The organism is Alcanivorax sp. (genome assembly GCF_002726155.1).
In the GTDB taxonomy this organism is placed as follows: Bacteria; Pseudomonadota; Gammaproteobacteria; order Pseudomonadales; family Alcanivoracaceae; genus Alcanivorax.
The window spans coordinates 66,166-81,074 of record NZ_PBSH01000016.1; the positions used below are offsets into that span (position 1 = coordinate 66,166).

14 protein-coding genes are annotated in these 14,909 nt (G+C 56.2%); 9 read left to right on the forward strand and 5 right to left on the reverse strand.

Going from position 1 to position 14,909, the window contains the following annotated elements:
• Positions 1-90 precede the first annotated feature (90 nt).
• Complete coding sequence (locus CL546_RS04820; protein WP_290493311.1) at positions 91-501, reverse strand: VOC family protein; 411 nt, start codon at positions 499-501, stop codon at positions 91-93.
• Positions 502-562: 61 nt separating this feature from the next.
• Positions 563-955, reverse strand: coding sequence for a response regulator (locus CL546_RS04825; protein WP_290493313.1), 393 nt, complete (start codon positions 953-955; stop codon positions 563-565).
• A 253-nt stretch (positions 956-1,208) separates the two neighbouring features.
• On the opposite strand from CL546_RS04825, the gene CL546_RS04830 reads away from it, so the two are divergent.
• Complete coding sequence (locus CL546_RS04830; protein WP_290493315.1) at positions 1,209-2,228, forward strand: AraC family transcriptional regulator; 1,020 nt, start codon at positions 1,209-1,211, stop codon at positions 2,226-2,228.
• 47 nt (positions 2,229-2,275) lie between these two features.
• Entirely contained in the window at positions 2,276-3,148 is an 873-nt protein-coding gene (gene purU / locus CL546_RS04835) for a formyltetrahydrofolate deformylase (RefSeq protein WP_290493317.1), read from the forward strand.
• Between the two features lie 81 nt (positions 3,149-3,229).
• Here purU and CL546_RS04840 read toward each other — a convergent pair whose 3' ends face one another.
• Entirely contained in the window at positions 3,230-3,886 is a 657-nt protein-coding gene (locus CL546_RS04840; protein ID WP_290493319.1) for an outer membrane protein, read from the reverse strand.
• Between the two features lie 60 nt (positions 3,887-3,946).
• On the opposite strand from CL546_RS04840, the gene rlmM reads away from it, so the two are divergent.
• Both rlmM and CL546_RS04850 read left to right on the forward strand, forming a co-directional pair.
• Complete coding sequence (gene rlmM, locus CL546_RS04845; RefSeq protein WP_155135026.1) at positions 3,947-5,008, forward strand: 23S rRNA (cytidine(2498)-2'-O)-methyltransferase RlmM; 1,062 nt, start codon at positions 3,947-3,949, stop codon at positions 5,006-5,008.
• A complete protein-coding gene (locus tag CL546_RS04850; protein ID WP_290493322.1) occupies positions 4,981-6,273 on the forward strand; it encodes an MFS transporter in 1,293 nt (430 codons plus the stop codon). The genes rlmM and CL546_RS04850 overlap by 28 nt, the downstream gene beginning before the upstream one ends.
• On the opposite strand, the gene gspN is transcribed toward CL546_RS04850, so the two are convergent.
• The gene (gene gspN / locus CL546_RS04855; protein WP_290493323.1) at positions 6,240-6,977 is read right to left on the reverse strand and encodes a type II secretion system protein N; all 738 of its coding nucleotides are present in this window, start codon (positions 6,975-6,977) and stop codon (positions 6,240-6,242) included. The two genes, CL546_RS04850 and gspN, sit on opposite strands and share 34 nt — an antisense overlap.
• A 566-nt stretch (positions 6,978-7,543) precedes the next feature.
• On the opposite strand from gspN, the gene CL546_RS04860 reads away from it, so the two are divergent.
• From CL546_RS04860 to tusA, 5 genes are all read left to right on the forward strand, one after another.
• Positions 7,544-8,572, forward strand: coding sequence for an AraC family transcriptional regulator (locus CL546_RS04860; RefSeq protein WP_290493325.1), 1,029 nt, complete (start codon positions 7,544-7,546; stop codon positions 8,570-8,572).
• 333 nt (positions 8,573-8,905) lie between these two features.
• Positions 8,906-10,762, forward strand: a complete 1,857-nt coding sequence (locus CL546_RS04865; protein WP_290493327.1) for a choice-of-anchor D domain-containing protein — start codon at positions 8,906-8,908, stop codon at positions 10,760-10,762.
• 164 nt (positions 10,763-10,926) lie between these two features.
• On the forward strand, positions 10,927-12,057 hold the full coding sequence (locus tag CL546_RS04870; RefSeq protein ID WP_290493329.1) for a DUF6801 domain-containing protein: 1,131 nt from the start codon (positions 10,927-10,929) through the stop codon (positions 12,055-12,057).
• A 49-nt stretch (positions 12,058-12,106) separates the two neighbouring features.
• Positions 12,107-13,327: a lipase family protein gene (locus CL546_RS04875; protein WP_290493331.1), complete on the forward strand. Its 1,221-nt coding sequence runs from the start codon at positions 12,107-12,109 to the stop codon at positions 13,325-13,327.
• Positions 13,328-13,424: 97 nt separating this feature from the next.
• A complete protein-coding gene (tusA, locus tag CL546_RS04880) occupies positions 13,425-13,655 on the forward strand; it encodes a sulfurtransferase TusA (protein ID WP_290493332.1) in 231 nt (76 codons plus the stop codon).
• Positions 13,656-13,815: 160 nt separating this feature from the next.
• Here the strand turns inward: tusA and CL546_RS04885 are convergent, their stop codons facing one another.
• The gene (locus CL546_RS04885) at positions 13,816-14,505 is read right to left on the reverse strand and encodes a hypothetical protein (RefSeq protein WP_290493333.1); all 690 of its coding nucleotides are present in this window, start codon (positions 14,503-14,505) and stop codon (positions 13,816-13,818) included.
• Positions 14,506-14,909 lie beyond the last annotated feature (404 nt).

The following is a 14,909-nucleotide window of genomic DNA, read 5'->3' on the forward strand; positions in this document are numbered from 1 at the left end:
ACCCAGCCGGGCTTTTTTGTGGGGGCGGTTTCCGTTAATGGCCTCAGGCATCGGCCTCGGGCGCCCAGTCATCAAAGCCGTGATAAAGGGTTATCGTGGTCCAACCCAGAAGTGTGGGTTACAGGCTATTTCCCAGAGATGCCCGTCCGGGTCGGCGAAGTAACCTGCGTAGCCGCCCCAATCAGTGGGTTGACCGGGTTTGATCAGTCGCGCGCCATGCTCACACGCGTGCGCGAGCAGAGTATCTACCTGGGCCGGGCTGTCTACGTTATGGGCCAGTGTGACGCCGGCAAAGCCCTCGCTATTGTCTGCTACCCCCGCGTCGGCGGCCAGGTCGCTGCGCCCGAACAGCCCCAGCCAGGTGCCATTGAGCTCGAAGAAGGCTACCGGGGCGTCGTCGGCCATGGGGCGCCTGGGAAGGCCCAGGGTGGTTTCATAGAAGGTAATCGCCCGGGCCAGATCGCTGACACCCAGTGTAATCATGCTGATACGTGGATCCATGATCGCTCCGCAGGGCTGCTTGCTAACAGGGGAGGGGTGAGCCGTGGTTGGGGGCGTCGGGTCAACCGGCGGCGGGAGAAATATGGGCGTTGCTGTGGAGTGTGAGAAGTCGACTGTCCAGCCAAGCGCGTAGTTCTCTGGGGCGCAAGGGTTTGGGCATCAGGGTGTCGCCGCCGGCATCCAGGCATTGTTGAAGGCAGGCTTCGCTGCTGTTGCCGGAAATAAACAGGATTGGGATGTGAGGGTTGCCGTTACGCACATCCCTCGCCACGGTGAAGCCATCAAGAATGGGTAGCTCCACGTCCAGAATCAGCAGGTCGATGTCCCGTTGATGGTACAGACGCAGCGCGGCCTCACCGTCTGCGGCCAGCACATACTGGTGACCGAGTTCTTCGATGATGCGGCAGATAATCAGGCTGACAGCCTTGTTGTCTTCAACGACGAGAACATTCATTAGTGATTTTTATCGTAGACAGCGCGGGATAACAAGGGTGAAATCTGCGTGAAGGGTGGTTTTTCCTGTCAGAATCATAATGCAACGGTTTTGACGCCGTAGACAGTATGTTAATTCCGGCCAGTTTCTTTATGATTGACGCTCCCGGGCTCTTTGAAAACAGCAGGCCGGCAAACAATAAACGTGCCGATGACAATGCTGACGGCTACGGTTTCGCTTAATAGCAATGCCTAAGGTGTGAGGGTGGAGGTCGATGTACCATCGCAGAACGATCAATATTAACCGTGTGGTGAAGTTGCTGCAGGGCGCGGCACGTTCCGGCGCCAGCATTCCAGAGATTCTGGACAAGTGCGGTATTCCACGGCAAATGCTGGATGATCCGGACGCTACCATTGAGCGCGATACCTTCATTCGCATGATGTTGCTCATCATGACCCAGACCCAGGACGAATTTCTGGGTTTTGGGCAGGGCCGGAAATCCAAGCCCGGCACCTTCTCCATGATGGCCCACGCTGTGATCAATTGCCCGAATTTGGGCGCTGCGGTAGAGCGGGGTATCCGTTTCTACGATTTGTTCGAATTGAGCCTGCAGTCCCGGATTGAGCGCGATGGTGATGTGGCTCGGCTGGTTGTTGTCGCCGATCCGCGTCTGGACTTCCGGGAGGTGATTATCGAAGCCTCCCTGTTTATCTGGCTTCGCTTTATGTGCTGGCTGGTGGGCAAAGCCATTGAGCCCCAGAAGGTGACGCTGGATTATTCGGACGTGCGTAACGACGAGGAGCACCGGTTCCTGTTTGATTGCCCCATCGAGTATATGGCTGACCAGAATGCGGTGACCTTCCGGGCAGATTTTCTGGAATTGCCCTTGGTACAGAACGAACTGTCCCTGTCGAAATTCCTCAAGGACTCTCTGGCCCAAATCTTCGATGGCAATATCCACAATGTGGGCCTGCCGGCACAGATTCGCGCGATCATTTCCAACGAATACGGCAACAGCTTCCCGGATTTCACTGAGATTTGCGGCAAGCTGAACATGACCCCGCAGACCCTGCGGCGTCGACTCAAGGAAGCTAATACCAGCTACCAGGAGATCAAGGATGCCATCCGTAAAGATGCGTCGGTGTATTATCTCTCCAAGCCGGATCTCAGCATCGACGAAATCGCGTTGCTGATGGGCTTTAGTGAAGCCAGCTCGTTCCACCGGGCCTTCAAAAAGTGGACCGGGAAAACGCCGTCCAATTTCCGTCGAGAGCATTTTGGCGTCAACCTGTAGCAGGTTCACCATGTTTGCTCTCACTAACGATTAGCCCTGAGACGTTCATGACAGTTAATGATGCCGACACGGCACGCCTGCTGGTGACCTGCCCGGATAAGCCCGGAATCATCAGCGCGGTGAGTACCTTCCTGTACAACCACGGTGCCAACATCACCGATTTCGATCAGCATTCCAGCGATGCCCATGGCGGGACTTTTTTCTTGCGTCTGGAATTCCAGACACCAGAGCTGGATTGCTCCCGGGAAGCGTTGCGTAATAATTTCGCCAGCCGCGTCGCCGAGCCTTACGGCATGCAGTGGCAGATCAGTTACGCCAGCGAGAAAAAACGCATGGCGGTGCTGGTGTCACGGCACGATCATGTGCTGATGGATCTGCTCTGGCGCACCTCACGGGGCGATCTGCCTGCCACTATTCCCATGGTGATCAGCAATCACGATGATCTGCGCGAAGAAGTGGAGCGTTTCGGCATCGAGTACCATCATATCCCGGTCAATGCAGACAATAAGGCCGAGGCGGAAGCTGAGACCCTGGCCAAACTCGATGGCAAGGTGGATGTGGTGGTGCTGGCCCGTTACATGCAGATTCTCAGTTCGAATTTTGTCTCCCATTACCCGCATCGAGTGATCAATATTCATCACTCCTTCCTGCCGGCCTTCGTGGGGGCGAACCCTTATCAGCAGGCTCATGACAAGGGCGTAAAGCTGATCGGCGCGACCAGCCACTATGTGACGGAAGACCTGGATCAGGGGCCGATTATCGAGCAGAACGTGCAGCGAGTCAGCCACCGTCATTCAGCGGCGGAATTGCGCTCATTGGGGCAGGATGTGGAGCGGCAGGTGATGTTGCGCGCGGTCCGCTGGCACCTGGAAGACCGGGTGATCGTGGACGGCAACAAGACGGTGGTGTTTGTGAAATAACGCGAGCAGGCTGCACGCTACACGCATCACGCCAAGAGAATCCCCTCGCGTGCAAGCGTGTAGCATCCTGCGTGTTGCGGCTTAATTGCTATAACGCAGGCCAATGCCCATGGTGCCGTAGCTTTCAGACTCAAGCTGGGTCTGCTGGTAATCCACGGTCAAGGAAAGGTTGTCGAGCAGGGGAACGGCAAGTCCGGCACCCAGATAGGGGGCAATACCGCTTTGGCTGTCGCTGACAGGGGCGTCATTTACCGTGCTGACAGTGTTACCGCTACCGTCCAGTAATATTCTGTCCTGACGGTTTTCCTGCTTGAAATTGTAAATATAGCCGCCGCCTCGAAGATAGAGCCAATAAGGCGATTGCCAAAGCGCGCCGACCGTAAAACCGCCCAGATCCAGAGAATTTTCTTCCTGTACCCGCACGGAGCTTGCCCCGGCGTTTTGCTCGGACACACTGGGTGCACGGGTAAACTGGCTGTCATTGGAAACTTCGCTTTGGCTGACAAAACCGCCTTCCAGCCCGAAACGGCTGTTTTTTCCCAGCGTTACACTGTTTAGCCACATACCAATCTTAATATTCAGCCCGTCCGCCGTATCGAATCCGTACGGGTCCATGTCGGCCCGGAGCATCTGGGCTTCAGCGTAGAAATCCACATCCGGTGGGGCCAGTTCTTCGTCAGCGTGAGCGAGGGGAATCAAGGCACAGAGGCCCAGAGTCAGCGGCAGTGTTATTTTCATTATTGATCCAGCCGTTGTGATAAGGACAATGGGCCACATTGTAACCAGCGCGAGACCTTCATGCACAGTGACTTGTTGAATTCCCAGTCCGAGACCCTGCTGGCCCTGTGCCGGCCGGGTTTTGAAACGGACCTGGCTGCCGAACTGAATTTCCACGCGGCAGACCAGATGGTGGCGGGTTATCCCCGTGCCACCGCAAACAGCGGGTATGTGCTGTGGCACAGCCAGCAGGGGTCGCTGGCCAGCCTGCAGGATAGCGGGCTGATCTTTGCGCGTACCTTGAGCGTGTGTGTGGGCGAGTTTTCGGATATCGGGGATGACCGTATTACCGCACTGTGGCCTCTGCTGGAGCAGGCCGGGCCGTTTTCCGAACTCTATCTGGAGCACCCGGATACCAATGAAGGCCGGGAATTACAGCGTTTCCTGCGGGGGTTCCGCAAGGCGTTGGAGCCCCGTTTGAAAAAAGCCGGTTTGCTGCGAGCAAAGGCAAAACAACGGGTTCACCTTTTCTTCAGTGATTCCCACAACGGCTGGGTCAGCACCAGCCCCAGCGCGATACCACTGGTGGAAGGCGGGGTGCTGCGCTTGCGATTGCCTGCAGAGGCGCCCAGCCGCTCTGCGTTGAAAGTAGAGGAAGCCCTGATCCGCTTCTTTGGCAGTGCCGATGCACTGAATGCCAGGACGGCGGTGGACCTGGGCGCCGCCCCGGGCGGCTGGAGCTGGCAGCTGGCCCGGCGGGGGATTCGTGTTCAAGCGGTGGATCACGGCAAGATGGATCCCCGGCTGCTGGATGAATACCCGGTGCAGCATGTGTCCGGGGATGCGTTCACCTGGCGTCCGCGCAGCAAGGTGGACCTGGTGGTATGCGATGTGGTGGACAAGCCCGCCCGTACCCTGCAGCAAATGGAAAAGTGGCTCACGCAAGGCTGGGCCAACGCTGCACTGTTTAATCTGAAATTGCCGATGAAACGTCGTTTCCAGGAAACCTGGCAGCTGCTGGAAAAGCTCACCACAGCCATGGAGCGCATGGAGCATTTGGGTGAACCAGTGATCAAAGCCGCCCACCTGTATTACGACCGTGAAGAAATCACCGTGTGGGCCAGCTTCCACCGGGATTATTGACGGTGAGTACCGGGCGCGGTCGGGCCGCCCCTTTGTTTGCCACCCTGGGCATGCTGTATTTCGCCCAGGGTCTGCCCGCAGGGTTACTGGGGAAATCCATGCCAGCACTGGCCCGTGATGCGGGGCTGTCGCCGGAATGGATTGGCCTGCAGGCATTGCCGGCCTTGCCCTGGGCGCTGAAGTTTATCTGGGCGCCCTGGGTCGATCGCTGGGGCAGCGGCCGCTCTAATCACCGAAAACGCTGGATTCTGGTCTGCCTGGCCGGAGTGATGACCGTGCTGACAGCGGCCGCCATGTTGTCTCAGGCCTGGTTGTTCGGAGCAGGGTTTGCCGTCCTGATTGTGATGCTGTTTTTGCTCAATCTGTTCAGTGCCACCCAGGACATTGCCACCGATGGTTTGGCCGCCCGACTGTTGACGCCGCGGCTGCGTGGCCTGGGTAACAGTGTTCAGGTCAGTGGTTACAAGGTCGGGATGATTCTGGGCAGCGGCGCCTTGTTGATTCTGGTCGGCAGGCTGGGCTGGCAAGCTACGCTGTTTACCATTGTTGCGATGCTGCTGCTGGTGGCGCTCACCGCCTGGCGATTTGATGAGCCCCTTGAACCCGTACGCCCACGCAAACCGGTGACCCTGCGCTGGTGGCTGCGCCAGTTGGCCCTGTTTTGGCGACGGCCGGGTTTAGCGGTCTGGCTGGTGATCCTGCTTGGCTACAAAGTGGGGGATGGTTTTGGCACCCGCATGATCAAACCCTTCCTGGTCGATAGTCAGTGGACCCTGGCGGAAATCGGTACCTTGGACCTGGTGGCTTCATTGGTTGGGCTGGCGGGTGCCGGCTTGGCGGGGCTGATAATGATGCGGTTAAGCCGCCGTGTGGCCCTGTTCGGCTTTGCCGGCTTGCAGGCGCTGTCGTTTATTGGCTGGTGGTGGGTGGCAAGCTGGGGGGCAGACACCCCGCCGCCGGAGGTGTGGATCTGGGCGGTGGCGCTGTTCGAACAATTGGCGGACGGTCTGTCCACGGTGGCGCTGTTTGTGGTGATGATGGATTACTGCCGCGCCGGCCATGAAGGCAGCGACTATACAGTGCAGGCGTCCGTGCAATTGTTCGCGGTAGGAGCGTTCACGCTGGCCAGCGGTTTCAGTGTGGCCTGGCTGGGCTATGCGTCGCATTTCCTGCTGGCGGCAGCACTCAGTTCAGCAGTGATCGGTCTGGCGACGTTCTGGACGCCCCCGGCTCAGCCGGAATGGGCCGATACCGGCAGGTCCTGACGGGTGCTGAAGACTACATCGGTGGCGTTGCCACCCTCGCTCATTTCCAACAGGGCGGGCAGGGCGCGGAACACTTCCAGTGTCAGGGTTTTGCCTGTCAGGTTGGCATGGGCCAGCGATTGTTGATCCGGTCCGGTAACGGTGAGTACGGGGACGCCTTTTTCCATCTCCAGTTTTCCATCAATTGCCGGTACCTGACGATCCATTCCCGGTCCCAGAGTCACGGTGCCACCACTGTAGGCAAGTTTGCCGCTGATGGTGTTGATTTTGGTGCCTGTCAGTGACAGCTGGGGCAGTGAAATATCGAGCTGCCCCTCGGCTTTACCTTGCGGCAAAAAGTCATTGAGCAAGGCGATCGGGATACTGGCTTGCCAATGCTCGAAGCGCCAGTCCCCCCAGTCTGCCCCGGCCCACCCGGTGGCATTGACCTGGCCTGACTCAAACCCTAATTCCAGCCCGGGGGTCAGGCCGCGCCAGTCCAGGCGCCATGTGATGTCCAGTTGTTGCCCTTCCCATTGCGCTTGCCCCTGTCCATTCCACCAGAGTCCATAGAGTTTGGGAGGCGGGAGGGAAGCATTGTCTGTGGCCGGAGTGGGTAGCAGTGGCATCATTGCGGCCGCCGGAATCATGGCAATCAGGAAAAAACCAAAGGCAAACAGGAAAACGATAGTAAGCCCGGCCACCGGGTAGCGAAGGGATGTCATCGTTATGGCTCCTTGAATTATTGTTATGGAGATAATGCTGAAAGTGCGCATTTATTCGTAGTTCTATGATCGAACTATAGAAAAAGAGCTGATTAAGCCCTGCTGGTTCATGGCAAGGAGAGTCGGTGAATAGCGCGCGCCTTAAAAGCCAGTCACAAGTAAATTTTGAATCAGCTCACGTTAATTGCGACGAGGGTGAGAAGAAAGGTCATAAACTGGCCGAAATTTTGTCATTAGCGGTCAGCTGCTGGAAAAGCCGTTTTATTGCATGCATAAAATTAAGCAGCAAAAGCACCCTGTGGGTATTCCAAAACACATTGCGTCGTTTGAGGAAGCCGTGATGAGTAAAGAGCATTTCGGTGGTGGGTAGGTAGACCTGTTAGGCGAATTAAAAAGACGTTGCTGAAAATTTCCTGATTTTATCGCCTCGCCGTTCAGGGAAATGGAAGAATAAGGCGTGGCCGTAAATTTATATTGTCGTTACCACGGGGCGGTTTTCAGGTTATGGCCCCATTATCGAATAAAAGAATAAAAGAATAAAAGGGGTGAGGTCGAGGGATTGATAAATGTTCAAAATCAATAGTATGGCTTATGAAGTTCCGCTGGTGTCCGGGCGCTATGCAGAGCGCTTTGTCGAGTTTATGGAAGGTCGCGGTATCAGCCGCCAGGCGTTGCTGGAAGGAACATCGCTTGAAGGCGTGCTTGCCCAGCCGCAAGGTGTGTTGCTAACCATGAAACAGGTGATTGAGCTGATGGGCAATGCCCAGCGTTTTCTCCCTGATGAACAGGCCGGTTTCGAATTCGGTCAGCAGCTCGACCTGCAGGGGCATGGCCTGCTTGGCTTTGCGCTGCTCAAGCAGAAAGATTACCGGGAGCTGGCCAGCATGGTGGTTCAGTACCTGCGTGTTTCTTTGCCGATTCTGGATATGAAAGTCTCTTGTAGTGGCGAGGATCTGCGTATTGCCCTGCACGATGTATGGGAGTTGAACGATCTACGTCCCTTTATAGTTCAAGTCTATATGGGCAGCATCTATACGCTGACATCGCTGATTGGTAGGCGCTTTCACTTCGAATTTGATTTTTTTACTTCTGTCGCCGATAAAAAGTGGAAAAAAATCGCTCCGGAAGCCTTTTTATCCTTTGGCGAAAAAAGGAATCAAGTGGTTGTTCCTTTGTCTGGGCGGCCGGCCAGGGATGGTAATAATGAGCTGGCCTATTATCTTGCCAGTGCCCGTTCAAAAGAGGATGTGATTGATGACGAGAACATGGAGGTAGTGGCCAGAGTTCGTCAGCTGGTTATTAAATATCCGGGCCGAGATGGCTCTCTCGAGCGCGTCGGTGAGCGGCTGGGGATGAGCGCTCGGTCTTTGCGCCACCATTTGAAAACTGCCGGGGTGTCATTTCATCTTATTCGAAGTCAAGTGAGGAAGAATTTTGCCAATCGTTATCTAAAAGAGACCAATATGCCTTTGCACAAAATCGCTGAAGTGCTGGGCTATAGTGATCAAGCCAGTTTTACCAAAGCCTACCGAAGTTGGACAGGTGAAACCCCAGGTGACATCCGCCGCGGTTTTGCACAATCGTCCCAGCGTTAATATTCCATAATGTGATTTTGTTTATAACAGCAGCACCAGTGCGTCTGATGCTGCTGTTTTTATTTATGGCGCGTTGTCTCGGCTTACATGAGTAAACCATCACACCTGACTATTTTAACAAAGAATACGTCACTCATAACAATGCACCTCAATGTGGCTTGCGAATAATGACATCCATGTGCTCGTGAACAGTTTCACTGTTGCCTGTGTGAAAGCTGCTCAGAGTGTTAAAGCTGCGGGTACATGGATCGCAGGCAGGTCGCCAAGGCGCCATTCATGCGCTGCGATATACGCCTAATAACATTGAGAATAAATCCAAACGAGGAGTTGCTCATGATCCCCCAAAACATGACCTTCGGACCGTTCAAGATGCGGTCACTGGCAGCAGCAGGTTTGCTGGCCGCCAGTGGTGCAGCGTCAGCGGTACCGGTTCAATCCAATATGTACTTTCAATGTACGTATCCGCTTATTGGTCAGCAGCCGCTGACTGCCAACATAGAAACGGATATGCCTGAAAGCATTGGTGTGGGTGAAGCCACCGGGGCTTTCACACTGAACATTACTGCGACCGCAGAAGGGAACACCTGGCAGGGCCTGAGCCTGGTAGGCGCCACCACTATCGAAGGGACGGCAGAAGCTGATTCCACGGTAAGTGGTAACTCTCTCAGCTTGCCGCTGACCATTCCTTTAAGTATTCCGGGGACTGACATTGCCGGTGTTTCTGGTCCTTTCGATCTGGTTGCCACGGGGGATACTCCGTCGCTGAGTTTTACGGAAAGTAACGTAGGCGTGGTTGATATCTTCGTGGAAGAGAATATGACTCTCGCCATGATCGCGCGTAAGGCGGACGGCAGCTATGTGGACTTCGGCTCTGCCTGGCACGATCCTAACAACCCGGAAGTGTTTCTGGTGGAATGTGCCATGGATCAGGCACGCATGGACGAAAATGGCGTGACCAACCTGCTGCATTCCTTTGACGTTGAAGCCGGTGTGTCCGAGCAGAACATTGCCGTCAACCCGGAAGAGCTGGACTTTGGTCAGGTGCAAGGTGGTCTGACTGAAAACGCGAGCGTTACGGTTGAAAACTCGGGTGGCGAAGCCCTGGGTATCAACGGTATCTCCATCACCGGTGCCGATGCTGGCTCCTTCATGCAGACCAATGACTGTACCACTGTCGCTGCAGGCGAAAGCTGTAGCGTCGATGTGACCTTTATGCCTACCGGCGAAGGCGCACGCAACGCGGCTCTGGAGATTCAGTCTGATGATCCGGATACCCCGACAGCCTCTGTTGCGTTGATGGGCCAGAGTGTCATGGCTGCTGAAGCTGACATCGCAGTAGATCCTGAGTCCGTAAACTTTGGTTCTGTCACCGTGGGCTCCAGCAAGGACGGCAGCGTCAGCATCCTTAACGAAGGTACTGCTGGCCTGAACATTAACAGCGTTTCTGTTGGTGGTGCCAATGGCAGCGAGTTCATCCAGAGCCACCAGTGTGCAACCATTGCAGCCGGTGATTCCTGTGATGTGGATCTGACCTTTACTCCTGCAGGCGAAGGCTCCAAAGGTGCCACTCTCACTATCCAGTCCAGCGATATGGATGAGCCGAGCGTAGATGTTGCGCTGAGCGGTTCTGGTATCAGTGACGGTGGTGGTGAAGTTGAGGTTCCCTATGCCCTGACTGGCAGCACGCTGATCAAGAAAGCCTACGGAGACGTTGATCTGTCCGGTGCCATTAACGCCATGCTGAACCTGGCTACCGGCGACTTCACTGCGGATCTCTCTCTTGAGCCCACCAGTGGCAGTTTCCGCATCCTTTACGGCTGGAAGCGTGTGACTGCAGAAGCTGACATTGAGTTTGAAACAGTGGGTGAAACCACCGGTAACTTGAATGGCGGTGCGCTGACGGCAGAAACCCAGATGTACATCAAGCTGCCGACCGTGAAGATGTCTATCTTCGGCTGGTCCCTGCCGGTTGGTGGTGGCGATGAGTGCCGCACCTCCGAGCCGGTTTCCATCCAGCTCAACACTCCGGAAGGCGAAAGCTTCGATCCGCTGGGAACCGGTGGCAACCTGACCGGTACGTATGACCTGCCGGGCCTGGAGAACTGTGGTGGCCTGACCGATCTGCTGAATGTCTTTATGGCTGGCAGCGGCAATACCATTGACCTGTCCCTGACTCCGAACCTGCCGTAACAGTAACGACAAGGGTGTCTCGCGTAAGCGGGGCGCCCGTTACGGATTAGGAACAAGCAACACGCTGTGCCCGGCCGGGCACAGCGTCCTTTCTAGCTCACGAATTGCTGCCTAAGCCAGATGCCTGGGCTTTGTTTTAGGCAGCAATTTATACGGAAATAACTATGGCATCTTTATCCCTTCACAGGCTGTATCCCGTATTTCTGGCGGCGGCGATACTGATGATGGCCGGGCAGGTCGTGGCCGTCCCGGTTAACGCTTCGCTGGAATACAGCTGTGTTTTCCCGCTGATTGAAGAACAACCGCTCAGTGTGGAGATATCTGCCGATATGCCTGAAATCATTGCTTCGGGCCAATCCACCGGCGCTTTCCAGATTCAGGCAAACGCGCAGGTCAGCGCCGAATCCTGGAATGGTCTGAGCTTTGTCGGTACCCACGCGTTGGCCGGTAAGGTTGAGGCACAATCTTCCATCAGTGGTCAGGGTGTTGATCTTCCTCTGACCTTGCCCATGACAATCACAGATAAAACCCTGCCTGACGAAATAGGGGTTTTTACCGTGGCGGCCTCTGGCGAAACGCCATCGCTGACGTTCAGTGAAGCCAATCAGGGTGAAGTGAATATCCGGGTTGGCGACCTGGTCATGTTGCTTCAGCCCAGGGACGAGAATGACAATCCTACCGGGCTTGGGGATTTCGAAAGCGAATGCACATTGATGCCAGGTCAGGATGATGTACTGCACACCTTGACGGTCACTGGCAGCAACAACACCAAACAAGATTTTGAGTTTGCAGGTGAAAGCCTGATCAAGGAGAGCGTTGTTTTGCCCCTGGAGGGAGTGCTGCAGATCAGCCGTACAGCGGCAGGCTCCAGCCTGAGCGGTGAGCTGCAGCTGGAAGATTCCAGCATCAACGTGAGCATTATCCGTTTTTTCAAAACCCTGAGCCTGGATGCCCGCGTGAGCTTCGACACGGTGGGTGAGCTTGGCGGTACGGTGAGCAACGGCAATATGACTGTGGAGCAAGCGGTCAGCATGACGCTGAATAACCTGCGCCTGAAAGTGTTCGGTTTCCCGATCAGTCAGAACAATGGGCAGAGCTGTACGACCGGCGAACCGGTTGCCCTGTCTCTGTCCACGCCGGCAGGGGAAAGTTTTGATTCACTCACCGGCGGGCGTCTGACCGGAAAATACACGCTGCCGGCGTTTGCCGGCTGCGGGGTGATGACGGAACTGGTGAACCTGTTTCTGGCCGGCCCGGACAATACCCTGAACATCATGATGAGCCCGCAGCCATGAAGCTAACAGGCAAATTCCCCGATACCCGAAAAATCCAGGAAGGCATGGCATGATGATTCATATTGAGCGACGACTTCTCTCCGCTGCAATGGCAGTCAGCTTGTGGGGCTTGGTGATGTTGATGCCGGTCAATCTTGCCCATGCCGATGACAGCTTCTACCTGCCACCTGAACCCTTGCCCGCCGGCTTGCCCGGCGATGTTATACGATCCCGACCCTCCCTGGCTGGCCCTCCTGGGGCACGGGCGTTGGCTGACGCCTGGCAGGTCATGTACATGTCCACCGATGGGCTGGGTAAGCTGGTCGTGGTGACGGGTACCGTTTTGGTACCGAAAGGGGAAGACCCGGCAGCGGTACCCATCATCGGTCTGGCTCCGGGAACGGCTGGGCCTGCCTTTCGTTGCGCGCCCTCGAAGATGATCGACAAGGGGGCCTATTACGAGCAGCCGGCCATCAACGACATGCTGGCGCGGGGTTATGCAGTGGCAGTGACGGATTACGTGGGGTACCACCCGAATCCTGGCACCACGTATATCGTTGGTGAATCCATGGGGGCGGCATTGCTTAATGTGGTGCGCGCAGCGCAACGGTTACCCGAGGCTGGCCTGTCTGAGTCCGCCCCGGTCATGTTACGAGGTTACTCCCAGGGCGGCGGTGCTGCCATGTGGGCCGGGGAGATGCTGGGCAGTTATGCCCCGGAATTGAATTTGCGCGGTATTGCAGCAGGGGGAGTGCCTGCCAACCTGGCCCAGGTGGCGCTTCCCCTGAATGGGCAGGACGGATTTGGGGTCCTGCTTTATGCGTTGTTGGGGCAGGACAATCTTTACCCGGAATTATCCCTGGCGTCATTTCTGAACGCCCAGGGTCAGCAGGCCGTAGCCGACATGGTCAGCGACATGTGCGTGCTGGAATTGCTGCAGGGTTTTCAGGGTGTATCCCTGGCCGACGTGACGGATATCAACCCGCTCACCGGTCCGCGCTTGCAGCGCATTGCGGAGAACGAGTTAGGCAGCGCGGGCATTGGCGTGCCGGTTTATCAGTACCATGAGGTGGAGGACGGGCTGGTGGCCTATGGCCAGGCTGTCAGCCTGCGTAATCAATACTGCAATGCGGGGGTGAACCTGACCTGGCAGGCACAGGATACCGAAGGGACCAGTGGCGTCATTCGCCATATCAATCTGGCCTACCGGGGGAATGAGGGCGTTAACCAGTTTATCGACCAGGTCATGACGGGGGCCCCTCCGGCGTCCAACTGCGCTGCATCGCCCTGATCTCGTTTATGGGGAAGAGGGCGCAGGACTCCGGGGCTGCGAAAACGCACATAATCGTTATAATGGCCGCCCGATTTGTTCGCTGCGGAGCCCCCCCATGGATGCGCAACACCACCTTGATGCCACCGGCCTGCTATGCCCGGAGCCGGTCATGATGCTGCATAACAAAGTGCGCGATATGGCGCCGGGTGAGGTGCTGGAAGTCCGGGCGACAGACCCTTCTACCGAGCGGGATATCCCCAAGTTTTGTCAGTTTCTGGGGCATACCCTGGAAGGGCAGGAACAGCGGGGGGAAGTGTATCTGTATTGGATACGTAAAAAGCAATGAACAATGAATAGTTAATAATTAATAGCTGCGCGAGATAGCGCCTCAGTAAAAAAGCGCATGAGGCCGCGACCAACCTTTGGTCGCGGCCTCATGCGTTGAAGTTCCAACTAGTGCCTCTCCGCGCCGTTATTAATTATTCATTATTAACTATTAATTGCCTTTACCTTTCCGTCGCCAGCATGGCCACCGCCGCCAGTGCTTCCGGGTCTCTCTCCTTTAACTTGTTGGCAATGCCGTGCTGGAAGAAATACCGGAAGGCCGGTAGCGATTGTGCGGTGGTCAGGCATTCTGCGCCGGGCAGAATCGGTGTCTCAACCGGGTCGTTCTCTTGTGCCACCATGGCTGACAGGGTGCCATCGGCAAACAGCTTCCAGCTCACCACTTCCATCAGGCTGATGGTGTGGAAGTTGTCTTCCGAAAAGACCGCATGGGTGCCGATGGTATCCGGGATCTCCTGAATGGCCTGTTCGCCGGGTTGTGGCTTGCCGAAGAACGACAGGGCCGCATCCATTTCCTGCACCTTGTGTTCCGGCGCATCCACGAACAGGTAATCGCTGCCGGGCAGACGGTAACCTTCCCAGCGGCCATTCAGCGGGTCGGCCAGGGCCATGGCGGTGACCGGTTCCTTGAGCCAGGGAACCATGGCCACGGTGTCGCCATTGGCCAGTCTCGCCCAAGCCAGAATCTTCAGTGAGAACAGTTTGTCGGGGTGATGATCGTTGGCATACAGCAGTTCAATGCCATCGTATTCCGGGGATAAACGCAAAATGGGGGGCTTGGCCGCTTTGCGGCGTGGAGAGAAGGAAACAACATTGTTTCCGCCAGGGTGTTGCCGGTTCGCCTGAGACATGGGCACCTCCCGGTACGTTTCCTTGGGGGGACGCGAGCACGATCACAGCGGATCGTTCAGCACGGCCCGTTAATTCACGTTAGCCTGTCATGCGATGCCATGCAAGCGTGTGCAGATAACCGGTTTGCGTGGGATAAAATTGGCTCGCCGCGGGTAAGAGGGCGCCTGCCTGCTGGTGATATTTCCTGGCAGCCTTGTTTCGCGCTTTGCCTAACGCACGATGCCGGATGCCTGACATAAAACCCCTTAGGCTGAGAGGATCTTGCTAGTGCGGTGCCTCCTTTTGAGGGAGAACCATTATTCAGGAAATAATCGGGTAATGTGTTTTGCGCAAAGAGCATGGCGACCGAGGTTTACGTTTTTCAGATTTTGAATGCAGGCGTACGTCGTCGGGCATCCGGCGT

Excerpts from the sequence above, each read along its gene's own strand:
- CL546_RS04830 (WP_290493315.1), top strand. The coding sequence starts at position 1,209 with ATGTACCATCGCAGAACGATCAATATTAACCGTGTGGTGAAGTTGCTG.
- CL546_RS04840 (WP_290493319.1), bottom strand. The coding sequence starts at position 3,886 with ATGAAAATAACACTGCCGCTGACTCTGGGCCTCTGTGCCTTGATTCCC.
- purU (WP_290493317.1), top strand. The coding sequence starts at position 2,276 with ATGACAGTTAATGATGCCGACACGGCACGCCTGCTGGTGACCTGCCCG.
- rlmM (WP_155135026.1), top strand. The coding sequence starts at position 3,947 with ATGCACAGTGACTTGTTGAATTCCCAGTCCGAGACCCTGCTGGCCCTG.
- CL546_RS04860 (WP_290493325.1), top strand. The coding sequence starts at position 7,544 with ATGTTCAAAATCAATAGTATGGCTTATGAAGTTCCGCTGGTGTCCGGG.
- CL546_RS04865 (WP_290493327.1), top strand. The coding sequence starts at position 8,906 with ATGATCCCCCAAAACATGACCTTCGGACCGTTCAAGATGCGGTCACTG.
- CL546_RS04870 (WP_290493329.1), top strand. The coding sequence starts at position 10,927 with ATGGCATCTTTATCCCTTCACAGGCTGTATCCCGTATTTCTGGCGGCG.
- gspN (WP_290493323.1), bottom strand. The coding sequence starts at position 6,977 with ATGACATCCCTTCGCTACCCGGTGGCCGGGCTTACTATCGTTTTCCTG.
- CL546_RS04885 (WP_290493333.1), bottom strand. The coding sequence starts at position 14,505 with ATGTCTCAGGCGAACCGGCAACACCCTGGCGGAAACAATGTTGTTTCC.
- CL546_RS04875 (WP_290493331.1), top strand. The coding sequence starts at position 12,107 with ATGATGATTCATATTGAGCGACGACTTCTCTCCGCTGCAATGGCAGTC.
- tusA (WP_290493332.1), top strand. The coding sequence starts at position 13,425 with ATGGATGCGCAACACCACCTTGATGCCACCGGCCTGCTATGCCCGGAG.
- CL546_RS04825 (WP_290493313.1), bottom strand. The coding sequence starts at position 955 with ATGAATGTTCTCGTCGTTGAAGACAACAAGGCTGTCAGCCTGATTATC.
- CL546_RS04820 (WP_290493311.1), bottom strand. The coding sequence starts at position 501 with ATGGATCCACGTATCAGCATGATTACACTGGGTGTCAGCGATCTGGCC.